The organism is Enterobacter sp. IF2SW-B1, from assembly GCF_001743375.1.
GTDB lineage: Bacteria > Pseudomonadota > Gammaproteobacteria > Enterobacterales > Enterobacteriaceae > Enterobacter > Enterobacter bugandensis.
The window spans coordinates 321,439-340,337 of the sequence record NZ_MJAA01000008.1; the positions used below are offsets into that span (position 1 = coordinate 321,439).

The window sequence follows — 18,899 nt, forward strand, 5'->3', positions numbered from 1 at the left end:
CCGTAAGGCCCTTTTTTACATCTCGATCTCAATATCGCCTTTTGCCCGACAGCAGCAGGGCAAAATTTCCCCTTCACTGATAAAGGCCAGCGGTTCGGTCAGCCAGTCCACCTGGCCTGCGACCAGACGGCAGCGGCAGGAGCCGCAATAGCCTTCACGACACTGGTACTCTACCTCCACCTGATGCGCTTCAAGCGCCACCAGCAGGGAAGGGTGCTCTTCCTGGCACAGCACTTCGGTGCCAGAAAGGCTCAGCGTTACGCGCGTCATCAGAGCTGGAAGTCGCTCAGGTCGTCGGTGTTGACTTCAGAATCAATCTGACCGACCAGATAAGAGCTCACTTCCACTTCCTGCGGCGCAACCTGCACGTTATCGGATACCAGCCAGGTGTTGATCCACGGAATCGGGTTAGAGCGCGTCTGGAACGGCAGGTCCAGACCAACCGCCTGCATGCGGATGTTGGTGATGTACTCCACGTACTGGCACAGAATATCTTTGTTCAGGCCAATCATGGAGCCGTCGCGGAACAGGTAGTCAGCCCACTCTTTCTCCTGCTGAGCCGCCAGCACGAACAGGTCGTAGCACTCCTGCTTGCACTCTTCGGCGATTTCCGCCATCTCCGGGTCGTCCGTACCGCTGCGCAGCAGGTTCAGCATGTGCTGGGTGCCGGTCAGGTGCAGGGCTTCGTCACGAGCGATCAGACGGATGATTTTGGCGTTGCCTTCCATTAGCTTGCGCTCGGCAAAGGCGAAGGAGCAGGCGAAGCTCACGTAGAAGCGGATCGCTTCCAGGGCGTTAACGCTCATCAGGCAGAGGTACAGCTGCTTTTTCAGCGCGCGCAGGTTCACGGTAACGGTTTTGCCGTTCACGCTGTGGGTGCCTTCGCCCAGCAGATGCCAGTAGCTGGTCATCTCGATCAGCTCGTCGTAGTAGTGCGCAATGCCTTCCGCGCGCTTCTGGATCTGCTCGTTAGTGACGATATCGTCAAACACCACCGCCGGATCGTTCACGATGTTGCGGATGATGTGGGTGTAAGAGCGGGAGTGGATCGTCTCAGAGAACGCCCAGGTTTCCACCCAGGTTTCCAGCTCAGGAATCGAGATCAGCGGCAACAGCGCCACGTTCGGGCTACGGCCCTGAATGGAGTCCAGCAGCGTCTGGTACTTCAGATTGCTGATGAAAATATGCTTTTCGTGATCCGGCAGCGACTGGTAATCAATACGGTCGCGGGAAACGTCAACTTCTTCCGGACGCCAGAAGAAGGAGAGTTGCTTTTCAATCAGCTTTTCGAAGATGTCATATTTTTGCTGATCGTAGCGTGCCACGTTGACCGGCTGGCCGAAGAACATTGGCTCTTTGAGCTGGTCGTTTTTCGTCTGTGAAAAGGTGGTATATGCCATGAGTGTGTCCTGTCTTACGAAATAAAGGCGGGGATATCCCCGCCCTTCATTAGATCTTACATGCGCCGCTTTCGCAGCCATCGTCCTGAATTGACGGTACCAGGTCGTCCTGCGCGTCTTCTGCACCGTCACGGGTGTTGTGATAGTACAGCGTTTTCACGCCAAATTTGTAGGCGGTCAGCAGGTCTTTCAACAGCTGCTGCATTGGTACCTTGCCGGACGGGAAGCGCGTCGGGTCGTAGTTAGTATTGGCAGAGATCGACTGGTCGATAAACTTCTGCATGATACCCACCAGCTGCAGGTAGCCGTCGTTGTTTGGCATCTCCCACAGCAGCTCGTAGTTGTTGCCTAGCGTTTCGTAATCCGGCACCACCTGACGCAGCACGCCGTCTTTCGACGCTTTAATGCTGACGTGGCCGCGCGGTGGCTCAATACCGTTGGTGGCGTTAGAGATCTGCGAAGAGGTCTCGGACGGCATCAGGGCAGAGAGCGTGGAGTTACGCAGGCCGTGCGTTTTGATGGACTCGCGCAGGCCTTCCCAGTCCAGGTGCAGCGGCTCGCTGACGATCGCATCCAGGTCTTTCTTATAAGTGTCGATCGGCAGAATGCCTTTTGCATAGGTGGTTTCGTTGAACCACGGGCACGCGCCTTGCTCTTTCGCCAGCTCGTTAGAGGCTTTCATCAGGTAGTACTGAATCGCTTCGAACGTCTGGTGCGTCAGGTTGTTAGCGCTGCCGTCGGAGTAACGCTTGCCGTTTTTCGCCAGCCAGTAGGCGAAGTTGATCACGCCGATACCCAGGGTACGACGGCCCATTGCGCCGCGTTTAGCGGCCGGGATTGGGTAATCCTGGTAGTCCAGCAGGGCATCCAGCGCACGTACCGCCAGCACGGCCAGCTCTTCCAGCTCGTCCAGGCTCTTAATCGCACCCAGGTTGAACGCGGAGAGCGTACACAGGGCGATTTCGCCGTTTTCGTCGTTCACGTCTTCCAGCGGTTTGGTCGGCAGGGCGATCTCCAGGCACAGGTTAGACTGGCGCACTGGCGCAACCGCCGGATCAAACGGGCTGTGGGTGTTGCAGTGGTCAACGTTCTGGATGTAGATACGGCCGGTAGAGGCGCGCTCCTGCATCATCAGGGAGAACAGGTCTACCGCCTTCAGGCGCTGTTTACGGATGCTGTCGTCTTTTTCATATTTGGTGTACAGACGCTCGAACTCGTCCTGATCGGCGAAGAACGCGTCGTACAGGCCCGGGACGTCGGACGGGCTGAACAGGGTGATGTCTTCCCCTTTCAGCAGACGGGTGTACATCAGCTTGTTGATCTGCACGCCGTAGTCCATGTGACGCACGCGGTTGCCTTCCACGCCGCGGTTGTTTTTCAGTACCAGCAGGCTTTCCACTTCCAGATGCCACATTGGGTAGAACAGGGTCGCTGCGCCGCCGCGCACGCCGCCCTGAGAGCAGGATTTTACCGCCGTCTGGAAGTGCTTGTAGAACGGGATACAGCCTGTGTGGAACGCTTCACCGCCGCGAATCGGGCTGCCCAGCGCGCGGATGCGACCGGCGTTGATGCCGATACCGGCACGCTGGGAGACGTATTTCACGATGGCGCTGGAGGTGGCGTTGATGGAATCCAAGCTGTCACCACACTCGATCAGTACGCAGGAGCTGAACTGACGGGTAGGGGTGCGCACGCCAGACATGATCGGCGTTGGCAGAGAAATTTTGAACGTCGATACCGCATCGTAGAAACGCTTCACGTAGTCCAGACGGGTGTCGCGCGGGTAGTTTGAGAACAGGCAGGCAGCCACCAGAATATAGAGGAACTGGGCGCTTTCGTAGATCTCACCGGTCACACGGTTCTGAACCAGGTATTTGCCTTCGAGCTGCTTCACCGCCGCGTAGGAGAAGTTCATGTCGCGCCAGTGATCGATAAACCCGTTCATCTGCTCGAACTCTTCTTCCGTATAGTCTTCCAGCAGATGCGTGTCGTATTTGCCCAGCTCAACCATTTTCACCACGTGATCGTAAAGCTTCGGCGGCTCGAACTGGCCGTAGGCTTTCTTACGCAGGTGGAAAATCGCCAGACGCGCAGCGAGGTACTGATAATCCGGTGCGTCGCGGGAGATCAGATCCGCCGCTGCTTTGATAATGGTTTCGTGGATATCAGACGTTTTGATGCCGTCGTAGAACTGAATGTGAGAACGCAGTTCAACCTGGGATATAGATACGTTATTCAGTCCTTCTGCTGCCCAGTCGAGAACTCGATGGATTTTGTCCAGATTGATACGCTCGGTAGTACCGTCGCGCTTTGTCACCAGCAGACTCTGATTCATGTGGGTTTTACCTGTCCGTGAAATAAAAAATATCCCCCGCTTATCCACAGATCCGTCTTGTGACTAACTCTGTGGATAAATACTACATATAGGGGGTTTGCGATAAGAAAAACGCTATATGGTGAGTATTCTAGTATCGAATCTTTTCAGCACAAGGGTTGATTTTGAGGTTAAATTGAGGTTGTGAAAGGGTAAAAAAGCGTAAGTCCTCGTACCGTAAGGCCTGGAAGAGATGTCAATAATTTAGAAAAAAAATTCAAAATTTGATCGAGTGCTGATTTCTTCAACGGGAGGTCAGAATTGCGCAACATGATGTCGCGCAATCATTATAAGAATAACGGATGACGTTAGTCGTTTTTGGCGGTTGTATGCAACATATAGTTAACATCCACGCCCGGGGCAAGTTTGAATTTATCCGTTAGCGGGTTGTAGTGCAGGCCCGTGATGTGCTGCTCCTTAAGCCACGTCTGGTCAACCCAGCCCAGCAGTTCGGCAGGCTTGATAAACTTCTTCACGTCGTGCGTCCCTTTCGGCACCATGCGCAGCACATATTCTGCGCCGACCACGGCCATCAGCCAGGCTTTACCGTTGCGGTTAATTGTCGAGAAGAAGACCTGGCCGCCCGGCTTCACCAGTTTTGCACAGGCGTTTACCACGGACTGCGGATCCGGAACGTGCTCCAGCATCTCCATGCAGGTCACCACATCGTACTGGTGGGCATGTTTTGCCGCGTGCTCTTCCACGGTTTCCTGCACATATTCCACCTGTATACCGGACTCCAGCGCATGAAGACGGGCAACCTGTAGAGGCTCGAAGCCCATGTCCAGGCCGGTGACGGTGGCCCCTTCGCGCGCCATGCTCTCCGCCAGGATGCCGCCGCCGCAGCCGACGTCGAGCACTTTCTTACCGAACAGACCGCCGGAACGCTCCGCGATATAGCCCAGACGCAGCGGGTTAATGCGATGCAGCGGTTTGAACTCACCTTCGAGATCCCACCAGCGGGACGCCACCGCTTCAAATTTGGCAATCTCTTCGTGGTCAACGTTGTGTGCCACCGGGGATTTTTCGGCATTCATGGGCGCTTTTACTCCTTATTTAGCAAGACAAATGAGTATATCAGGCAATCCCTGTGAATAAAGCGTATAGGTTTACCTGTATCACCGCGGCTGTGTTATAATTTGCGACCTTTGAATCCGGGATACAGTAGAGGGATAGCGGTTAGATGAGCGACCTTGCGAGAGAAATTACACCGGTTAACATCGAGGAAGAGCTGAAAAGCTCCTATCTGGACTATGCGATGTCGGTCATTGTTGGCCGTGCGCTGCCGGACGTCCGCGATGGCCTGAAGCCGGTACACCGTCGCGTACTATACGCCATGAACGTATTGGGCAATGACTGGAATAAAGCCTACAAAAAATCTGCCCGTGTCGTTGGTGACGTAATCGGTAAATACCATCCCCATGGTGATTCCGCGGTGTACGACACCATTGTCCGTATGGCGCAGCCGTTCTCGCTGCGTTACATGCTGGTAGATGGTCAGGGTAACTTTGGTTCTATCGACGGCGACTCCGCCGCGGCAATGCGTTATACGGAAATCCGTCTGGCGAAGATTGCCCATGAGCTGATGGCCGACCTGGAAAAAGAGACGGTTGATTTCGTTGATAACTACGACGGCACGGAAAAAATTCCTGACGTTATGCCAACGAAGATCCCTAACCTGCTGGTGAACGGCTCGTCCGGTATCGCCGTGGGTATGGCGACCAACATTCCGCCGCACAACATCACGGAAGTGATCAACGGCTGCCTGGCCTATATCGACGATGAAGACATCAGCATTGAAGGGCTGATGGAACACATCCCGGGCCCGGACTTCCCGACGGCGGCGATCATCAACGGTCGTCGCGGCATTGAAGAAGCGTACCGCACCGGTCGTGGCAAGATTTACATCCGTGCTCGCGCCGAAGTGGAAGCGGACGCCAAAACCGGCCGTGAAACTATCATTGTTCACGAGATCCCGTATCAGGTGAACAAAGCGCGTCTGATTGAAAAAATCGCCGAGCTGGTAAAAGAGAAACGCGTTGAAGGCATCAGCGCGCTGCGTGACGAGTCTGACAAAGACGGTATGCGCATCGTGATTGAAATCAAGCGCGACGCGGTGGGTGAGGTTGTGCTGAACAACCTGTACTCCCAGACTCAGCTTCAGGTCTCCTTCGGTATCAACATGGTTGCGCTGCACCATGGTCAGCCGAAGATCATGAACCTGAAAGAGATCCTGAGCGCGTTCGTGCGTCACCGCCGCGAAGTGGTGACCCGTCGTACCATCTTCGAACTGCGCAAAGCGCGCGATCGCGCTCATATCCTTGAAGCACTGGCCGTTGCGCTGGCGAACATCGACCCGATCATCGAGCTGATCCGCCGTGCGCCGACGCCGGCAGAAGCGAAAGCGTCGCTGGTTGCGCGTCCGTGGGATCTGGGCAACGTGGCGGCGATGCTGGAACGTGCGGGCGACGACGCCGCGCGTCCTGAGTGGCTCGAGCCTGAATTCGGCGTGCGTGACGGTCAGTACTACCTGACTGAACAGCAGGCCCAGGCGATTCTGGATCTGCGCCTGCAGAAGCTGACCGGCCTTGAGCATGAAAAACTGCTCGACGAGTACAAAGAGCTGCTGGAGCAAATTGCTGAGCTGCTGCACATCCTGGGTAGCGCCGAGCGCCTGATGGAAGTGATCCGCGAAGAGCTTGAGCTGGTCCGCGATCAGTTCGGCGACGAGCGCCGCACCGAAATCACCGCCAACAGCTCTGATATCAACATTGAAGATCTGATCAACCGCGAAGACGTGGTAGTGACCCTGTCTCACCAGGGCTACGTGAAGTATCAGCCTCTGACCGACTACGAAGCACAGCGTCGTGGCGGTAAAGGTAAATCTGCGGCACGTATTAAAGAAGAAGACTTCATTGACCGTCTGCTGGTGGCTAACACCCACGATACGATCCTCTGCTTCTCCAGCCGTGGCCGTCTGTACTGGATGAAGGTCTATCAGCTGCCGGAAGCGAGCCGCGGTGCGCGCGGTCGTCCAATCGTCAACCTGCTGCCGCTGGAAGCGAACGAACGTATCACCGCCATCCTGCCGGTACGCGAGTACGAAGAGGGCGTGAACGTCTTTATGGCGACCGCCAGCGGTACCGTGAAGAAAACCGCGCTGACCGAGTTCAGCCGTCCGCGTTCTGCCGGTATTATTGCGGTAAACCTGAACGAAGGCGACGAGCTGATCGGTGTGGATCTGACCTCTGGTTCTGATGAAGTGATGCTGTTCTCTGCGGCCGGTAAAGTGGTGCGCTTCAAAGAGAACGCCGTGCGCGCAATGGGTCGTACGGCGACCGGCGTGCGCGGTATTAAGCTGGCGGGTGAAGACTCCGTTGTTTCCCTGATCGTTCCACGTGGCGAAGGCGCAATCCTGACCGTCACCCAGAACGGCTACGGTAAACGTACGGCGGAAAGCGAATACCCGACCAAGTCACGCGGCACGCAGGGCGTTATCTCCATCAAGGTCACCGAGCGCAACGGTTCCGTTGTGGGCGCGGTGCAGGTGGACGATGCAGACCAGATCATGATGATCACCGATGCCGGTACGCTGGTGCGTACGCGCGTATCCGAGATCAGCGTGGTGGGCCGTAACACCCAGGGCGTTATCCTCATCCGTACGGCGGAAGATGAAAACGTGGTCGGTCTGCAGCGCGTTGCTGAGCCGGTGGACGACGAAGAGCTCGATTCCATCGACGGCAGCGTCGCGGAAGGTGATGATGAAATCGCACCGGAAGCAGAGAGCGACGACGACGCAGCGGATGACGCTGAAGAGTAATCTCTTCTGAAACATAAAGGGCCGGATTCCGGCCCTTTTCTTTTGCAGATGCAGATACGTGAACGTTGCGACAAGCCGCGTTTACCGCTACCTTAACCACATTCTTTTGACCCCGACGGCGGAGCCTCGCCCCTTTGAAATACCTCGTCTCCTTTCGTACCACGCTGAAAGTTTCTCGCTATCTGTTCCGGGCGCTGGCGCTCCTGCTTTGGCTGCTGGTGGCCTTGCTGTCGGTGTTTTACATCGTCAATGCGCTGAACCAGAAAGAAGCGGAGATCCGCCAGGAGTTTAATTTAAGCTCCGATCAGGCCCAGCGCTACATTCAGCGAACGTCTGACGTGATGAAGGAGCTGAAGTATATTGCCGAAAATCGGCTGACGGCAGAAAACGGGATCCTTGCCCTGCGCGGGCGCAATGACAAAACCGAAGTGCCGGACTTCCAGCCGCTGTTCCCGGACTCCGATTGCTCCACCATGAGCAGCACCTGGCGCGGGTCGCTGGAATCCCTCGCCTGGTTTATGCGCTACTGGCGCGACAACTTCTCCGCCGCTTACGATCTCAACCGCGTATTCCTGATTGGCAGCGAAAACCTCTGCATGGCTGACTTTGGCCTGCGCGATGTGCCCGTCGAGCGCGATGATGAGCTGAAAAGCCTGCACGAGCGTATTGTGAAATATCGCAATGCGCCGCAGGACGAGCGCGGGAACAACATTTTCTGGATTAGCCAGGGGCCGCGCATGGGCGTGGGCTATTTCTACGCGCTGACGCCGGTCTACCTGGGCAATCGCCTGCAGGCGCTGTTGGGGATTGAGCAGACCATCCGCATGGAAAACTTCTTCACGCCGGGCAGCCTGCCGATGGGCGTGACCATTCTGGATGAAAACGGGCATCAGCTGATCTCACTCGCCGGGCCGGATAAAAGTTTGAACGTCGATCCGCACTGGATGCAGGAACGCTCATGGTTTGGCTACACCTCCGGCTTCCGCGAGCTGGTGCTGAAAAAAAGCCTGCCGCCATCGTCGCTGAGCATTGTTTACTCGCTGCCGGTGGATATGGTCCTTGAGCGGATACGCATTCTTATTATGAATGCGATCCTGCTGAACCTGCTGGTGGGCGGGGCGCTGTTTACGCTGGCGCGCATGTATGAGCGGAGAATCTTTATTCCCGCCGAAAGTGACGCCCAGCGTCTGGAGGAGCACGAGCAGTTCAACCGCAAGATTGTCGCTTCGGCTCCGGTGGGGATCTGCATTCTTCGTACCCAGGACGGGACCAACATCCTGAGTAACGAGCTGGCGCACAACTACCTGAACATGCTGACGCACGAGGACCGGCAAAGGCTGACGCAAATCATCTGCGGCCAGCAGGTGAACTTTGTCGACGTGCTCACCAGCACCCACACTAACCTGCAGATCAGCTTTGTTCATTCCCGCTATCGCAATGAAAACGTAGCGATTTGCGTGCTGGTGGATGTCTCCGCGCGCGTGAAGATGGAAGAGTCGCTGCAGGAGATGGCGCAGGCCGCGGAGCAGGCCAGCCAGTCGAAATCCATGTTCCTGGCTACCGTCAGTCACGAGCTGCGTACGCCGCTGTACGGGATTATCGGTAACCTCGATCTGCTGCAGACGAAGGAATTGCCGAAAGGCGTCGACCGGCTGGTAACGGCGATGAACAACTCCTCCAGCCTGCTGCTGAAGATCATCAGCGATATTCTCGACTTCTCTAAAATTGAGTCTGAGCAGCTGAAAATTGAGCCGCGCGAGTTTTCGCCGCGTGAGGTCATGAACCACATCAGCGCCAACTATCTGCCGCTGGTGGTGCGTAAACAGCTGGGGCTCTACTGCTTCATCGAACCGGACGTGCCGCTGACGCTGCACGGCGACCCGATGCGCCTGCAGCAGGTCATCTCTAACCTGCTCAGCAATGCCATCAAATTCACCGATATTGGCTGCATTGTGCTACACGTCTGCCGGGCGGGAGATTACCTCAGCATCCGCGTGCGCGACACGGGGGTGGGCATACCGGCCAAAGAGGTGGTGCGTCTGTTCGATCCGTTCTTCCAGGTCGGCACCGGCGTGCAGCGTAACTTCCAGGGCACCGGTCTGGGGCTGGCGATTTGCGAGAAGCTCGTCAGCATGATGGACGGTGACATTTCCGTGGATACCGAGCCCGGCATGGGCAGCCAGTTCACCATCCGCATTCCGCTCTATTCCGCGCAGTATCCGGCAAAAGCCACGGTTGACGGGCTGAACGATAAGCGCTGCTGGCTGGCGGTCAATAATGCCTCGCTGAATGACTATCTGACGGCGCTGCTCGCCCATAGCGGCGTGAGGGTCTGCCGCTATGAAGGCCAGACGCCGGACGTGGACGATGTGCTCATCGCCGACGAGATGCCGGAACAGTCGTGGCAGGGGAGAGGAATGGTGCTCTTCTGCCGTCGCCACATTGGCATACCGGTTGAACGTGCGCCGGGGGAATGGGTGCACAGCGTCGCAACGCCGCATGAGCTGTTGAGCCTGCTGGCCCGTATCTATAAAGTCGAGCTGGAAGAGAACGACGGTGCAGTCGCGCTGCCGTCACCGGAAGGTCTGGCGTCAGTGAATGACGATATGATGATTCTGGTGGTGGATGACCATCCGATTAACCGCCGCCTGCTGGCTGACCAGCTCGGATCGCTGGGCTATCAGTGCAAAACCGCCAATGACGGCGTGGATGCGCTGAATGTGCTGAGTAAAAATCATATTGATATCGTGCTGAGCGACGTCAACATGCCTAACATGGACGGCTACCGGCTGACGCAGCGCATCCGACAGCTTGGCCTGACGCTGCCTGTCGTGGGCGTAACGGCGAACGCGCTGGCGGAAGAGAAACAGCGCTGTCTGGAGTCGGGCATGGACAGCTGCCTGTCGAAACCGGTGACGCTGGACGTGCTCAAACAAACGCTGTCTGTTTATGCGGATCGCGTGAGAAAAACCAGAATATAAAAAAGGCCCGTAAGGGCCTTTTTTATTTGCCCGGCGGCGCTGCGCTTGCGCGGGCCTACGGGTTCTGTAGGCCGGGTAAGCGTGAGCGCCATCCGGCATTTACAGTGGGGGATCAATCCTTATCCGATGCGCTCAGCGTAACGGAGGAGAGATAGTTCAGCAGGGCAATATCGTTGTCCACGCCCAGCTTCATCATTGCTGATTTTTTCTGGCTGCTGATGGTTTTAATGCTGCGGTTCAGCTTCTTGGCAATCTCGGTCACCAGGAAACCTTCGGCGAACAGGCGCAGAACTTCGCTCTCTTTCGGCGACAGGCGTTTGTCACCGTAGCCACCCGCGCTGATTTTTTCCAGCAGACGAGAGACGCTCTCAGGCGTGAACTTCTTGCCTTTCTGCAGCGCAGCCAGCGCTTTTGGCAGATCGGTCGGGGCGCCTTGCTTCAGCACAATCCCTTCGATGTCCAGATCCAGCACGGCGCTCAGGATCGCCGGGTTGTTGTTCATGGTCAGAACAATAATCGAGATGTCCGGGAAGTGACGTTTAATATATTTGATGAGCGTGATCCCATCACCGTATTTGTCTCCAGGCATAGAGAGATCGGTAATGAGCACGTGCGCATCAAGCTTTGGGAGGTTATTGATCAGTGCTGTAGAGTCTTCAAATTCACCGACTACATTCACCCACTCGATCTGTTCAAGTGATTTGCGAATACCGAACAGTACAATCGGATGGTCATCGGCAATAATTACGTTCATATTGTTCATGTATAAGGCTACCTTGCTACAGCAAGCTTTTGACGTAGGCGTCAATGTCGCTGATGTATTTTTCAATGCCAGAGGCATCTTTCTCACGAATTAGATGTTCCAGCGTTTCACATAACTGCTTGCCGGGAACCAGATTAAGCATGGCAAACACCCCTTTAAGCCGGTGTGCTGTCTGTGCCAGCGCTGCAAAATCATTCGCAGCGGACTCAGTATACAACCGCTTCACATCATCTGGTACTGTATCAACAAAGAGGGAATAGTATCCGCTGGCGTGAAGCTCGGCATTTTCATTACCGCCTAACGGGGATTCCGTTATCTCTTCCTGCGCCAGTTGCTCTTCTATTAGTTGTAGTACAGCTTCCTGCATCGCATTGCTTATATTAAAGTTGACGCGCAGCTGGCCAGGGCCGATTTTCCGCACGCGTGACTCATCATCGCTTAAAAGCAAGCCCGAGGCAGTAAGATTAGACGGATTATCAGTTAAAAACAGATCAAATTCTTGACTTGCCAGCCTTTCATCCGGCGTGATGCAGGCCGCGCCCCAGTTTTCGAGCTGACGAACCACAATATTGCGGATCTCGTTTGAGGTTACATCCACCATCACCACGACGTCATCCAGCAGGCGTTCTTCATCTTCTTCCTGTGGATTGGCGGCCATTTTCACGTGCAGAGAGTAACGGGTGCCGAGCGATTCACGGGCCTTGATATTCAGATGGCCGCCGAGCTTACGCGCCAGCTGATCGCACAGCCAGAAGGTCAGGGCGTTAGCCTTGCCGTAATGATCGCTTTGCGTGTCATTCAGGAACGGGAAGTGCAGATTATCAATTTCACTCGCCGTCACGCCTTCCCCGGTGTCCAGAATGCGGAACGTCAGGCGATCTTCCGCCGACTCGTCGGTGCTCACTTCAAGGGTGATCTTGCCGATCTGCGTGGTGGTCACGGCGTACTGAATGATCATCAGCAGAATACGACGCAGCGCCTCGCGGTCGCCGTGACGTTCGTCATTGGCGGGTAAATGGTTGTTGATTAGCAGCTGCAGCCCTTTGCGCTTAATTACGGGCAGGACTTCCGGAACCACTTCATCGATCAGATCCTGAATGGAGAAGAGAGAAGGGGTGCCTTTCCAGAAATCATTCTCCAGCATGTTTGCCAGCTGGATCTCATCCACCATGCGGACCAGCGAGTCGGCCTGGCAGGCGAGCTGGTGGCTTTCAGACGTGTTTAACGCTGCCGCCTGGGTCGCCAGCGTTTTTAACGGCTGCTTGAAGGCATCGCCAATATTCTGCATGAATGCCGCGCGCCCCTGCTGGTTCTTCTCATACAGCCTTTGCGCCTGCTTGAGCTTTTTATTCACCAGCACTTCGCGATCCTGATCGCGAATGATGAAGATTTGCGTACGCGGTGCCACCTGGCTGCGGAACTGACGGATCTCGTACAGTTCATTGTTAATCGTGGCCTGAATAACCCCTTGGTGCTGATCCGCCATAGTGGTGATGTTCTGCAGGTTAAGGTGCGGCAGCAGATGGTCAGCAATTTTATTGCTCATCACCGTGCGATTCGATTCCTGATCGTGAACTAACACCCCTAGCGGCAGCACGGAGACAATCTCTTCATTGAGCGCGCGCAATACGCGCAGCTCGTTGGTGTTGCCTGCGGAGACCGCAGACGCGTCGCTCTGGCGTCCCGGCTGGAAGCGGAAGGTGCTGTAGCCAAACAGGGCCAGCGCCAGCAGACCAATATTCAGCAGCAGTGGCAGCAGAATATTTTGCAGGGTATCAAGCAGCAGCGTGCCGAACGGTACCTGCCACACCAGACGCATGCCGGTTGAGTTCAGCGACGAGGCAATTTCAATTTTCGAGCCGTTAAAGGAGATGGTGACGCTCTCTGCGGCCTCTTTGTCGGACGCCGCACGCATGTTCTGGGTGCTGCTGTCCGGCTCCAGACGGAAGCTGTCGAGCGGCATATCCGGCGGGATCAAATCATTAATGGGTAAATCGAAGGCCACGACCGTCGCCAGATGACCCGGCTGGTTAAAGGTGGTACGCAGGGTAAAATAGTGACCATTCTGCCAGGCAAGACGGCGCAGCGATGAGAAGCTCTCACGTTCATCAAGGGCGTTGGCCTGCTGCAGCATTTCTGCCCGGCGGGAGTCGACAATGCTGCCGACCGTCGTCTCTTTAAATCCGGAAGAGAGATCTTTCAACGGCAGCGTCGAGATCAGGATCATGCTGTTGTCCTGACCGTTCAGATAGTACATCGACCACGGCACCGTTTCGGCGCCCCAGAGGGTATCCAGGTAGGTCGAAATACGCTGCGTCATCTCAAGGGTTGCGCTGTCGTGAGAGCCAAAGATAAGCGCTTCAGTCTTACGCTGCGGTTTTTCGAGATAGTAGACATCCTGCTTCAGCCGCGTCTCCTGAAGTCCATCCCCGGATGAGCTGGCAGGCGCTGCCGCAATGTTGTCGTAAATCTGCCAGGTGGCGTAGCGCCAGGTATCAATGCGCTTGTGTACGGCGTGGGTAATATCCACCACCTGATAGCTCTTATCCTTCAGCCAGGCGTTAACCGCGCTCTGCACCATCACGCCCATTGTGACTAACAGCACCACGATCAAAAGAAGAAAGAAACGGGTGATGCTCCCGGGCAGAAGGGAGAATTTGCTTTGGGCGGTAGTTTCAGTCTGACTCATTGATATCTTTAACCCGTGATGGTCGTGCTCTGTGGCGATAGGGCAGTATAAAGGGTAATAACTGAATTTCCAGCGCCACTGTCCTTGAACAAGCGACTTTTTCGATGACCCGTGCGAGAGAGGAAGTACGCCTTAAATGTGTACAAGCACATAATGCATGTACAAATAAAAAAAGCATTTCGTCAGAAAATAGCACGAATTAACAAGAAATTAAGTTTTGAGCAAATTTTCCCGTTATGCACAGGGGCGAGCGTGAATTTAGTTAATAGTCGTTACAATTACGCGGCGGTAGCACAAAAAAGGAAAAGTTACGTAAAGAAGGGTAAAAAAAAACCGAATGCGACGCATCCGGTTGAATTAGGGATAAACAGACATTCAAAGCTGAATGACGGTAATAAATAAAGTTAATGATGATAGCGAGAGTTATTTTAGAGACTGGAGTCGATCTTGTTTTGTCATTCAGTGCGGTAACGTTTTTTATTTTAACTCTTTGATATGTATTGGGTCATTTTTCGTTTTGATTATAAGTGCTAAATTTCTAAGCTTTTTGTGCTTTGTAAAAGTTCCTTTTCATTTACATCTTGAAACATGTTGATGGATAAATGAAACATCTTCAAAGTTTTCGTATCATATTCGCATTGGATTATTCTGTAATTTTGCGGAGAATGAATTTGCCGACTGGTTAATGAGGGTTAACCAGTAAGCAGTGGCAATTATAAGGCATATAACAGAGGGTTAATAAAATGAAAGTTAAAGTACTGTCCCTCCTGGTACCAGCACTGCTGGTAGCAGGCGCAGCAAATGCGGCCGAAATTTATAACAAAGATGGCAACAAATTAGATCTGTACGGCAAAGTTGATGGTCTGCACTATTTCTCTGACGACAAGAGTGCTGACGGCGACCAGACCTACATGCGTCTTGGCTTCAAAGGCGAAACTCAGGTTAACGATCAGCTGACCGGTTACGGCCAGTGGGAATACCAGATCCAGGGCAACACGACTGAAAGCGACAACCAGTCCTGGACGCGTGTGGCGTTTGCTGGTCTGAAATTCGCTGAAGCGGGCTCTTTCGATTACGGTCGTAACTACGGCGTGATCTACGACGTAACTTCCTGGACTGACGTTCTGCCAGAATTTGGCGGCGATACCTACGGCTCAGACAACTTCCTGCAGTCTCGTGCTAACGGCGTGGCGACCTATCGTAACCAGGACTTCTTTGGTCTGGTGGATGGCCTGAACTTTGCGCTGCAGTATCAGGGTAAAAACGGTAGCGTAAGCGGCGAAAACGTCGGTGGACGCAGCCTGCTGAAACAGAACGGCGACGGCTACGGTGCATCCGTAACTTATAACCTGGGCGAAGGCTTCAGCGTGGGTGGTGCGATGTCCTCCTCCAAACGTACCGCTGACCAGAACGCACCGGGCGTTTACGGTAACGGCGATCACGCAGAAGTCTATTCTGGCGGCCTGAAATATGATGCCAACAACATCTACCTGGCTGCGCAGTACTCTCAGACCTACAACGCAACCCGCTTCGGTACCTCTAACGGCAGCAGCCCGACTACCGCTTACGGTTTTGCTAACAAAGCGCAGAACTTCGAAGTGGTTGCTCAGTACCAGTTCGATTTCGGCCTGCGTCCATCCGTGGCTTACCTGCAGTCCAAAGGTAAAGACATCGAAGGTTACGGCGATCAGGATCTGCTGAAATATGTTGATGTGGGTGCGACTTACTACTTCAACAAAAACATGTCCACCTACGTGGATTACAAAATCAACCTGGTTGATGAAAATGAGTTCACCCGTCAGGCCGGTATCGGCACTGATGATATCGTCGCGCTGGGTCTGGTTTACCAGTTCTAATCGCGTCATCGTGTGACTAAGGGGCCTGAAGGCCCCTTTTTTGTGCTTTTTTTTGGCCTCACAACGCAACCGTTTTGGTGTACTCTTGCCGCCCTGGCATGAGGATAATAATGAATGGACATGACTTTTTTACGCGCCAGCTTTCTGGCTATGCTTTTTTTCCTGACCGCGTGTGACGATTCCGCGCCCGTGGCGAAAACCGATGCACCCGCCGCGACGGTGCTCGAAGGCAAAACGATGGGCACCTTCTGGCGCGTCAGCGTGATGGGCCTGGATAAAACGCGCGCTGATGAACTTCGCGGTAAAATCCAGTCTCAGCTGGACGCCGACGACCAACTGCTCTCAACCTATAAAAATGACTCGGCGCTGATGCGCTTCAATCTTTCCACCAGTACCTCCCTGTGGCCGGTGAGCGAAGCGATGGCCGATATCGTCACCGAATCAATGCGCGTGGGATATAAAACCAACGGCGCGATGGATGTCACCGTCGGGCCTCTGGTCAATCTCTGGGGATTTGGCCCGAACAAACAGCCGGATACCACACCCGATCAGGCGGCCATTGATGATGCCCGCGCCCGGACAGGGCTAAAGCATCTGACGGTGATCAACCAGTACGGCCAGCAGTATCTGCAGAAAGACATCCCCGATCTGTTTGTCGATCTGTCGACGGTAGGTGAAGGTTACGCGGCGGATCACCTTGCCGAGCTGATGACGCAGGAAGGGATATCGCGCTACCTGGTCTCCGTGGGGGGCGCGTTAGTCAGCCGGGGCATGAACGCCAGCGGTAAACCGTGGCGCGTGGCGATTCAAAAACCGACCGATCGGCAAAACGCCGTACAGGCCATTGTGGATATTAACGGGCACGGCATCAGCACTTCCGGGAGCTACCGTAACTATTACGAGCTCGACGGGAAGCGTATTTCGCACGTGATCGATCCGCTGACCGGACGTCCCATCACGCATAACCTGGTCTCGGTGACCGTGATTGCCCCCACTGCGCTGGAAGCCGACGCCTGGGATACCGGATTAATGGTTCTCGGCCCGGAAAAAGCCAAAGAGGTGGTTCGTCAGGAAGGACTGGCGGTTTATATGATCACTAAAGAGGGCGACGGGTTCAAAACCTGGAGCTCGCCGCAGTTCAACAGCTTCCTGGTGAGCGACAAAAATTAAAAAGCAAGGTTGCGGGTTTTTTATCACTGGCACTCGGGCACGCTAAATGTATGCTTGTAAGAGGAGCTGATGATGAAAAATCCAACCTATATGAATGATGAGGATCGCTGGCAGGCCGTTCTGGCTCGCGATCCGCGCGCTGACGATCGGTTTGTCTTTGCCGTGCAGACGACGGGGATTTTCTGCCGCCCGTCATGCCGCGCCCGTCACGCGCTGCGTAAAAACGTCTGCTTTTATCCCGATGTCCAGCATGCCGTTCAGGCAGGGTTTCGCCCGTGCAAGCGCTGCATGCCGGACAAACGCGATCCGAATCAGCAAAAGCTGGCGAAAGTGGAGCACGCCTGTCGCCTTCTGGAGCAGGATCCCGCGCTGACGCTTGAAGGTCTGGCGCAGCAGGTCGCCATGAGTCCTTTCCATTTCCACCGGCTGTTTAAGTCCGTCACCGGGATGACGCCAAAAGCCTGGCAGCAGGCGGCGCGGGGGCAGCGTCTGCGCGCGGCGCTTGCGCAGGGAAACAAAATTACCGATGCCGTGCTGGCGGCAGGGTTTCCCGACAGCAGCAGCTATTACCGCAAAGCCAACGATGCGCTGGGCATGACGGCGAAGCAGTACCGCAAAGGCGAGGTGGCGGTGCGTTACGCCATTGGCGACTGTTCGCTGGGACGCTGCCTGGTTGCGGAAAGCGAGCGGGGGATTTGCGCGATACTGCTGGGCGACAACGATACCAAACTGGCAGAAGAATTTGCGACGCTGTTTCCAAACGCGGAGCATGCCCCGCAGGAAGATGCCTTTGCCCAGCGTATCAGCCAGGTCATTGCCAGTATTGATAACCACGCGGTGCCGCTGGCGCTGCCGCTGGATATACGCGGCACCGCGTTCCAGCAGCGGGTCTGGCAGGCCCTTCGTGACATCCCCTGCGGGGAAACGGCCAGCTATCAGCAGGTGGCGAAGGCGATTGGCCAGCCCAACGCGGTGCGTGCCGTCGCGGGTGCGTGTGCGGCAAACAGGCTGGCGATTGTGATCCCCTGTCACCGCGTGGTCCGCAACGACGGCGCGCTGTCGGGCTATCGCTGGGGGGCGGCGCGAAAAGCGCTATTACTGAAACGTGAGGCGAAACGCCGGGAGGGATAATGCTCGATCTTTTTGCGGATGCTGAACCGTGGCAGGAGCCGCTTGCGCCCGGGGCAGTGATCCTGCGCCGCTTTGCACTCTCCCGTGCGGCGGCATTGCTTGCCGGTATTGAAGAGGTCACGGCGGTTTCACAGTTTCGCCATATGGTGACGCCGGGCGGCTACACCATGTCGGTGGCCATGGCCAACTGCGGCGAACTGGGGTGGGCGACGAACGAACGTGGGTATGTGTATGCCCCGAACGATCCCACGACCGGCCGGCCGTGGCCTTCCATGCCTGCGGTGTTTCAGGCGCTTTGTCACGAGGCTGCCGTTGCAGCAGATTACCCTGACTTCCGGCCGGATGCCTGCCTGATTAACCGCTACGCCATCGGTGCGAAGCTCTCGCTGCATCAGGACAAAGATGAACCCGATCTGCGCGCGCCCATCGTCTCGGTATCGTTGGGTCTGCCCGCCGTCTTCCAGTTTGGCGGATTGCGCCGCAACGATCCGCTCAGGCGCATTATGCTGGAGCACGGCGACGTGGTGGTGTGGGGCAGGGAGTCACGGCTGTACTATCACGGCATTCAGCCCCTGAAGCCCGGGGTTCATCCCCTTACTGGCGAATACCGATTTAACCTTACATTCCGTCAGGCGGGTTTGAACAAACAAAAATAAGAATTATTCTTGATGTCCGCGCCGGGCAGTTTACACTGCTGGCTGATTTTTATTGTCCG

Annotated in this window: 12 protein-coding genes; 6 read left to right on the top strand and 6 right to left on the bottom strand. The window is 55.4% G+C overall.

Going from position 1 to position 18,899, the window contains the following annotated elements:
• Positions 1–15 precede the first annotated feature (15 nt).
• The 4 genes from yfaE to ubiG all read right to left on the bottom strand — a co-directional run bounded on the left by yfaE (position 16) and on the right by ubiG (position 4,811).
• Complete coding sequence (gene yfaE / locus A6013_RS17440; RefSeq protein ID WP_010433414.1) at positions 16–270, bottom strand: class I ribonucleotide reductase maintenance protein YfaE; 255 nt, start codon at positions 268–270, stop codon at positions 16–18.
• Positions 270–1,400: a class Ia ribonucleoside-diphosphate reductase subunit beta gene (gene nrdB, locus A6013_RS17445; RefSeq protein WP_041908962.1), complete on the bottom strand. Its 1,131-nt coding sequence runs from the start codon at positions 1,398–1,400 to the stop codon at positions 270–272. Before nrdB ends, yfaE begins: the two co-directional genes overlap by 1 nt.
• A gap of 49 nt (positions 1,401–1,449) precedes the next feature.
• Entirely contained in the window at positions 1,450–3,735 is a 2,286-nt protein-coding gene (gene nrdA, locus A6013_RS17450) for a class 1a ribonucleoside-diphosphate reductase subunit alpha (protein ID WP_028013905.1), read from the bottom strand.
• A gap of 347 nt (positions 3,736–4,082) precedes the next feature.
• Positions 4,083–4,811 carry a bifunctional 2-polyprenyl-6-hydroxyphenol methylase/3-demethylubiquinol 3-O-methyltransferase UbiG gene (gene ubiG, locus A6013_RS17455; RefSeq protein WP_020690665.1) on the bottom strand — a complete coding sequence of 243 codons (729 nt, stop codon included), beginning with the start codon at positions 4,809–4,811 and terminating at the stop codon, positions 4,083–4,085.
• Between the two features lie 146 nt (positions 4,812–4,957).
• Between ubiG and gyrA the strand changes: the two genes are divergently transcribed.
• Both gyrA and rcsC read left to right on the top strand, forming a co-directional pair.
• The gene (gyrA, locus tag A6013_RS17460; protein ID WP_069733495.1) at positions 4,958–7,594 is read left to right on the top strand and encodes a DNA topoisomerase (ATP-hydrolyzing) subunit A; all 2,637 of its coding nucleotides are present in this window, start codon (positions 4,958–4,960) and stop codon (positions 7,592–7,594) included.
• Positions 7,595–7,728: 134 nt separating this feature from the next.
• A complete protein-coding gene (gene rcsC, locus A6013_RS17465; protein ID WP_069733496.1) occupies positions 7,729–10,575 on the top strand; it encodes a two-component system sensor histidine kinase RcsC in 2,847 nt (948 codons plus the stop codon).
• Positions 10,576–10,687: 112 nt separating this feature from the next.
• Here the strand turns inward: rcsC and rcsB are convergent, their stop codons facing one another.
• Together rcsB and rcsD are read right to left on the bottom strand one after the other, a co-directional pair.
• Positions 10,688–11,338 carry a response regulator transcription factor RcsB gene (gene rcsB / locus A6013_RS17470; protein WP_006176468.1) on the bottom strand — a complete coding sequence of 217 codons (651 nt, stop codon included), beginning with the start codon at positions 11,336–11,338 and terminating at the stop codon, positions 10,688–10,690.
• 16 nt (positions 11,339–11,354) lie between these two features.
• Entirely contained in the window at positions 11,355–14,027 is a 2,673-nt protein-coding gene (gene rcsD / locus A6013_RS17475; RefSeq protein ID WP_028013900.1) for a phosphotransferase RcsD, read from the bottom strand.
• A gap of 743 nt (positions 14,028–14,770) precedes the next feature.
• Here rcsD and A6013_RS17480 point away from each other — a divergent pair.
• The 4 genes from A6013_RS17480 (at position 14,771) to alkB (ending at position 18,840) form a co-directional block, all read left to right on the top strand.
• Positions 14,771–15,883 carry a porin OmpC gene (locus A6013_RS17480; protein WP_028013899.1) on the top strand — a complete coding sequence of 371 codons (1,113 nt, stop codon included), beginning with the start codon at positions 14,771–14,773 and terminating at the stop codon, positions 15,881–15,883.
• A 114-nt stretch (positions 15,884–15,997) separates the two neighbouring features.
• A complete protein-coding gene (gene apbE / locus A6013_RS17485) occupies positions 15,998–17,053 on the top strand; it encodes an FAD:protein FMN transferase ApbE (protein ID WP_048958745.1) in 1,056 nt (351 codons plus the stop codon).
• Between the two features lie 72 nt (positions 17,054–17,125).
• Entirely contained in the window at positions 17,126–18,184 is a 1,059-nt protein-coding gene (gene ada, locus A6013_RS17490) for a bifunctional DNA-binding transcriptional regulator/O6-methylguanine-DNA methyltransferase Ada (protein ID WP_047363052.1), read from the top strand.
• Positions 18,184–18,840 (top strand): DNA oxidative demethylase AlkB, encoded by a 657-nt coding sequence (gene alkB / locus A6013_RS17495; protein WP_069733497.1) that lies wholly within the window; start codon positions 18,184–18,186, stop codon positions 18,838–18,840. The genes ada and alkB overlap by 1 nt, the downstream gene beginning before the upstream one ends.
• Positions 18,841–18,899: the final 59 nt, after the last annotated feature.

Coding starts and splice junctions, on each gene's coding strand:
- yfaE (WP_010433414.1), bottom strand. CDS start 270: ATGACGCGCGTAACGCTGAGCCTTTCTGGCACCGAAGTGCTGTGCCAG.
- nrdB (WP_041908962.1), bottom strand. CDS start 1,400: ATGGCATATACCACCTTTTCACAGACGAAAAACGACCAGCTCAAAGAG.
- nrdA (WP_028013905.1), bottom strand. CDS start 3,735: ATGAATCAGAGTCTGCTGGTGACAAAGCGCGACGGTACTACCGAGCGT.
- ubiG (WP_020690665.1), bottom strand. CDS start 4,811: ATGAATGCCGAAAAATCCCCGGTGGCACACAACGTTGACCACGAAGAG.
- gyrA (WP_069733495.1), top strand. CDS start 4,958: ATGAGCGACCTTGCGAGAGAAATTACACCGGTTAACATCGAGGAAGAG.
- rcsB (WP_006176468.1), bottom strand. CDS start 11,338: ATGAACAATATGAACGTAATTATTGCCGATGACCATCCGATTGTACTG.
- rcsD (WP_028013900.1), bottom strand. CDS start 14,027: ATGAGTCAGACTGAAACTACCGCCCAAAGCAAATTCTCCCTTCTGCCC.
- A6013_RS17480 (WP_028013899.1), top strand. CDS start 14,771: ATGAAAGTTAAAGTACTGTCCCTCCTGGTACCAGCACTGCTGGTAGCA.
- apbE (WP_048958745.1), top strand. CDS start 15,998: ATGGACATGACTTTTTTACGCGCCAGCTTTCTGGCTATGCTTTTTTTC.
- ada (WP_047363052.1), top strand. CDS start 17,126: ATGAAAAATCCAACCTATATGAATGATGAGGATCGCTGGCAGGCCGTT.
- alkB (WP_069733497.1), top strand. CDS start 18,184: ATGCTCGATCTTTTTGCGGATGCTGAACCGTGGCAGGAGCCGCTTGCG.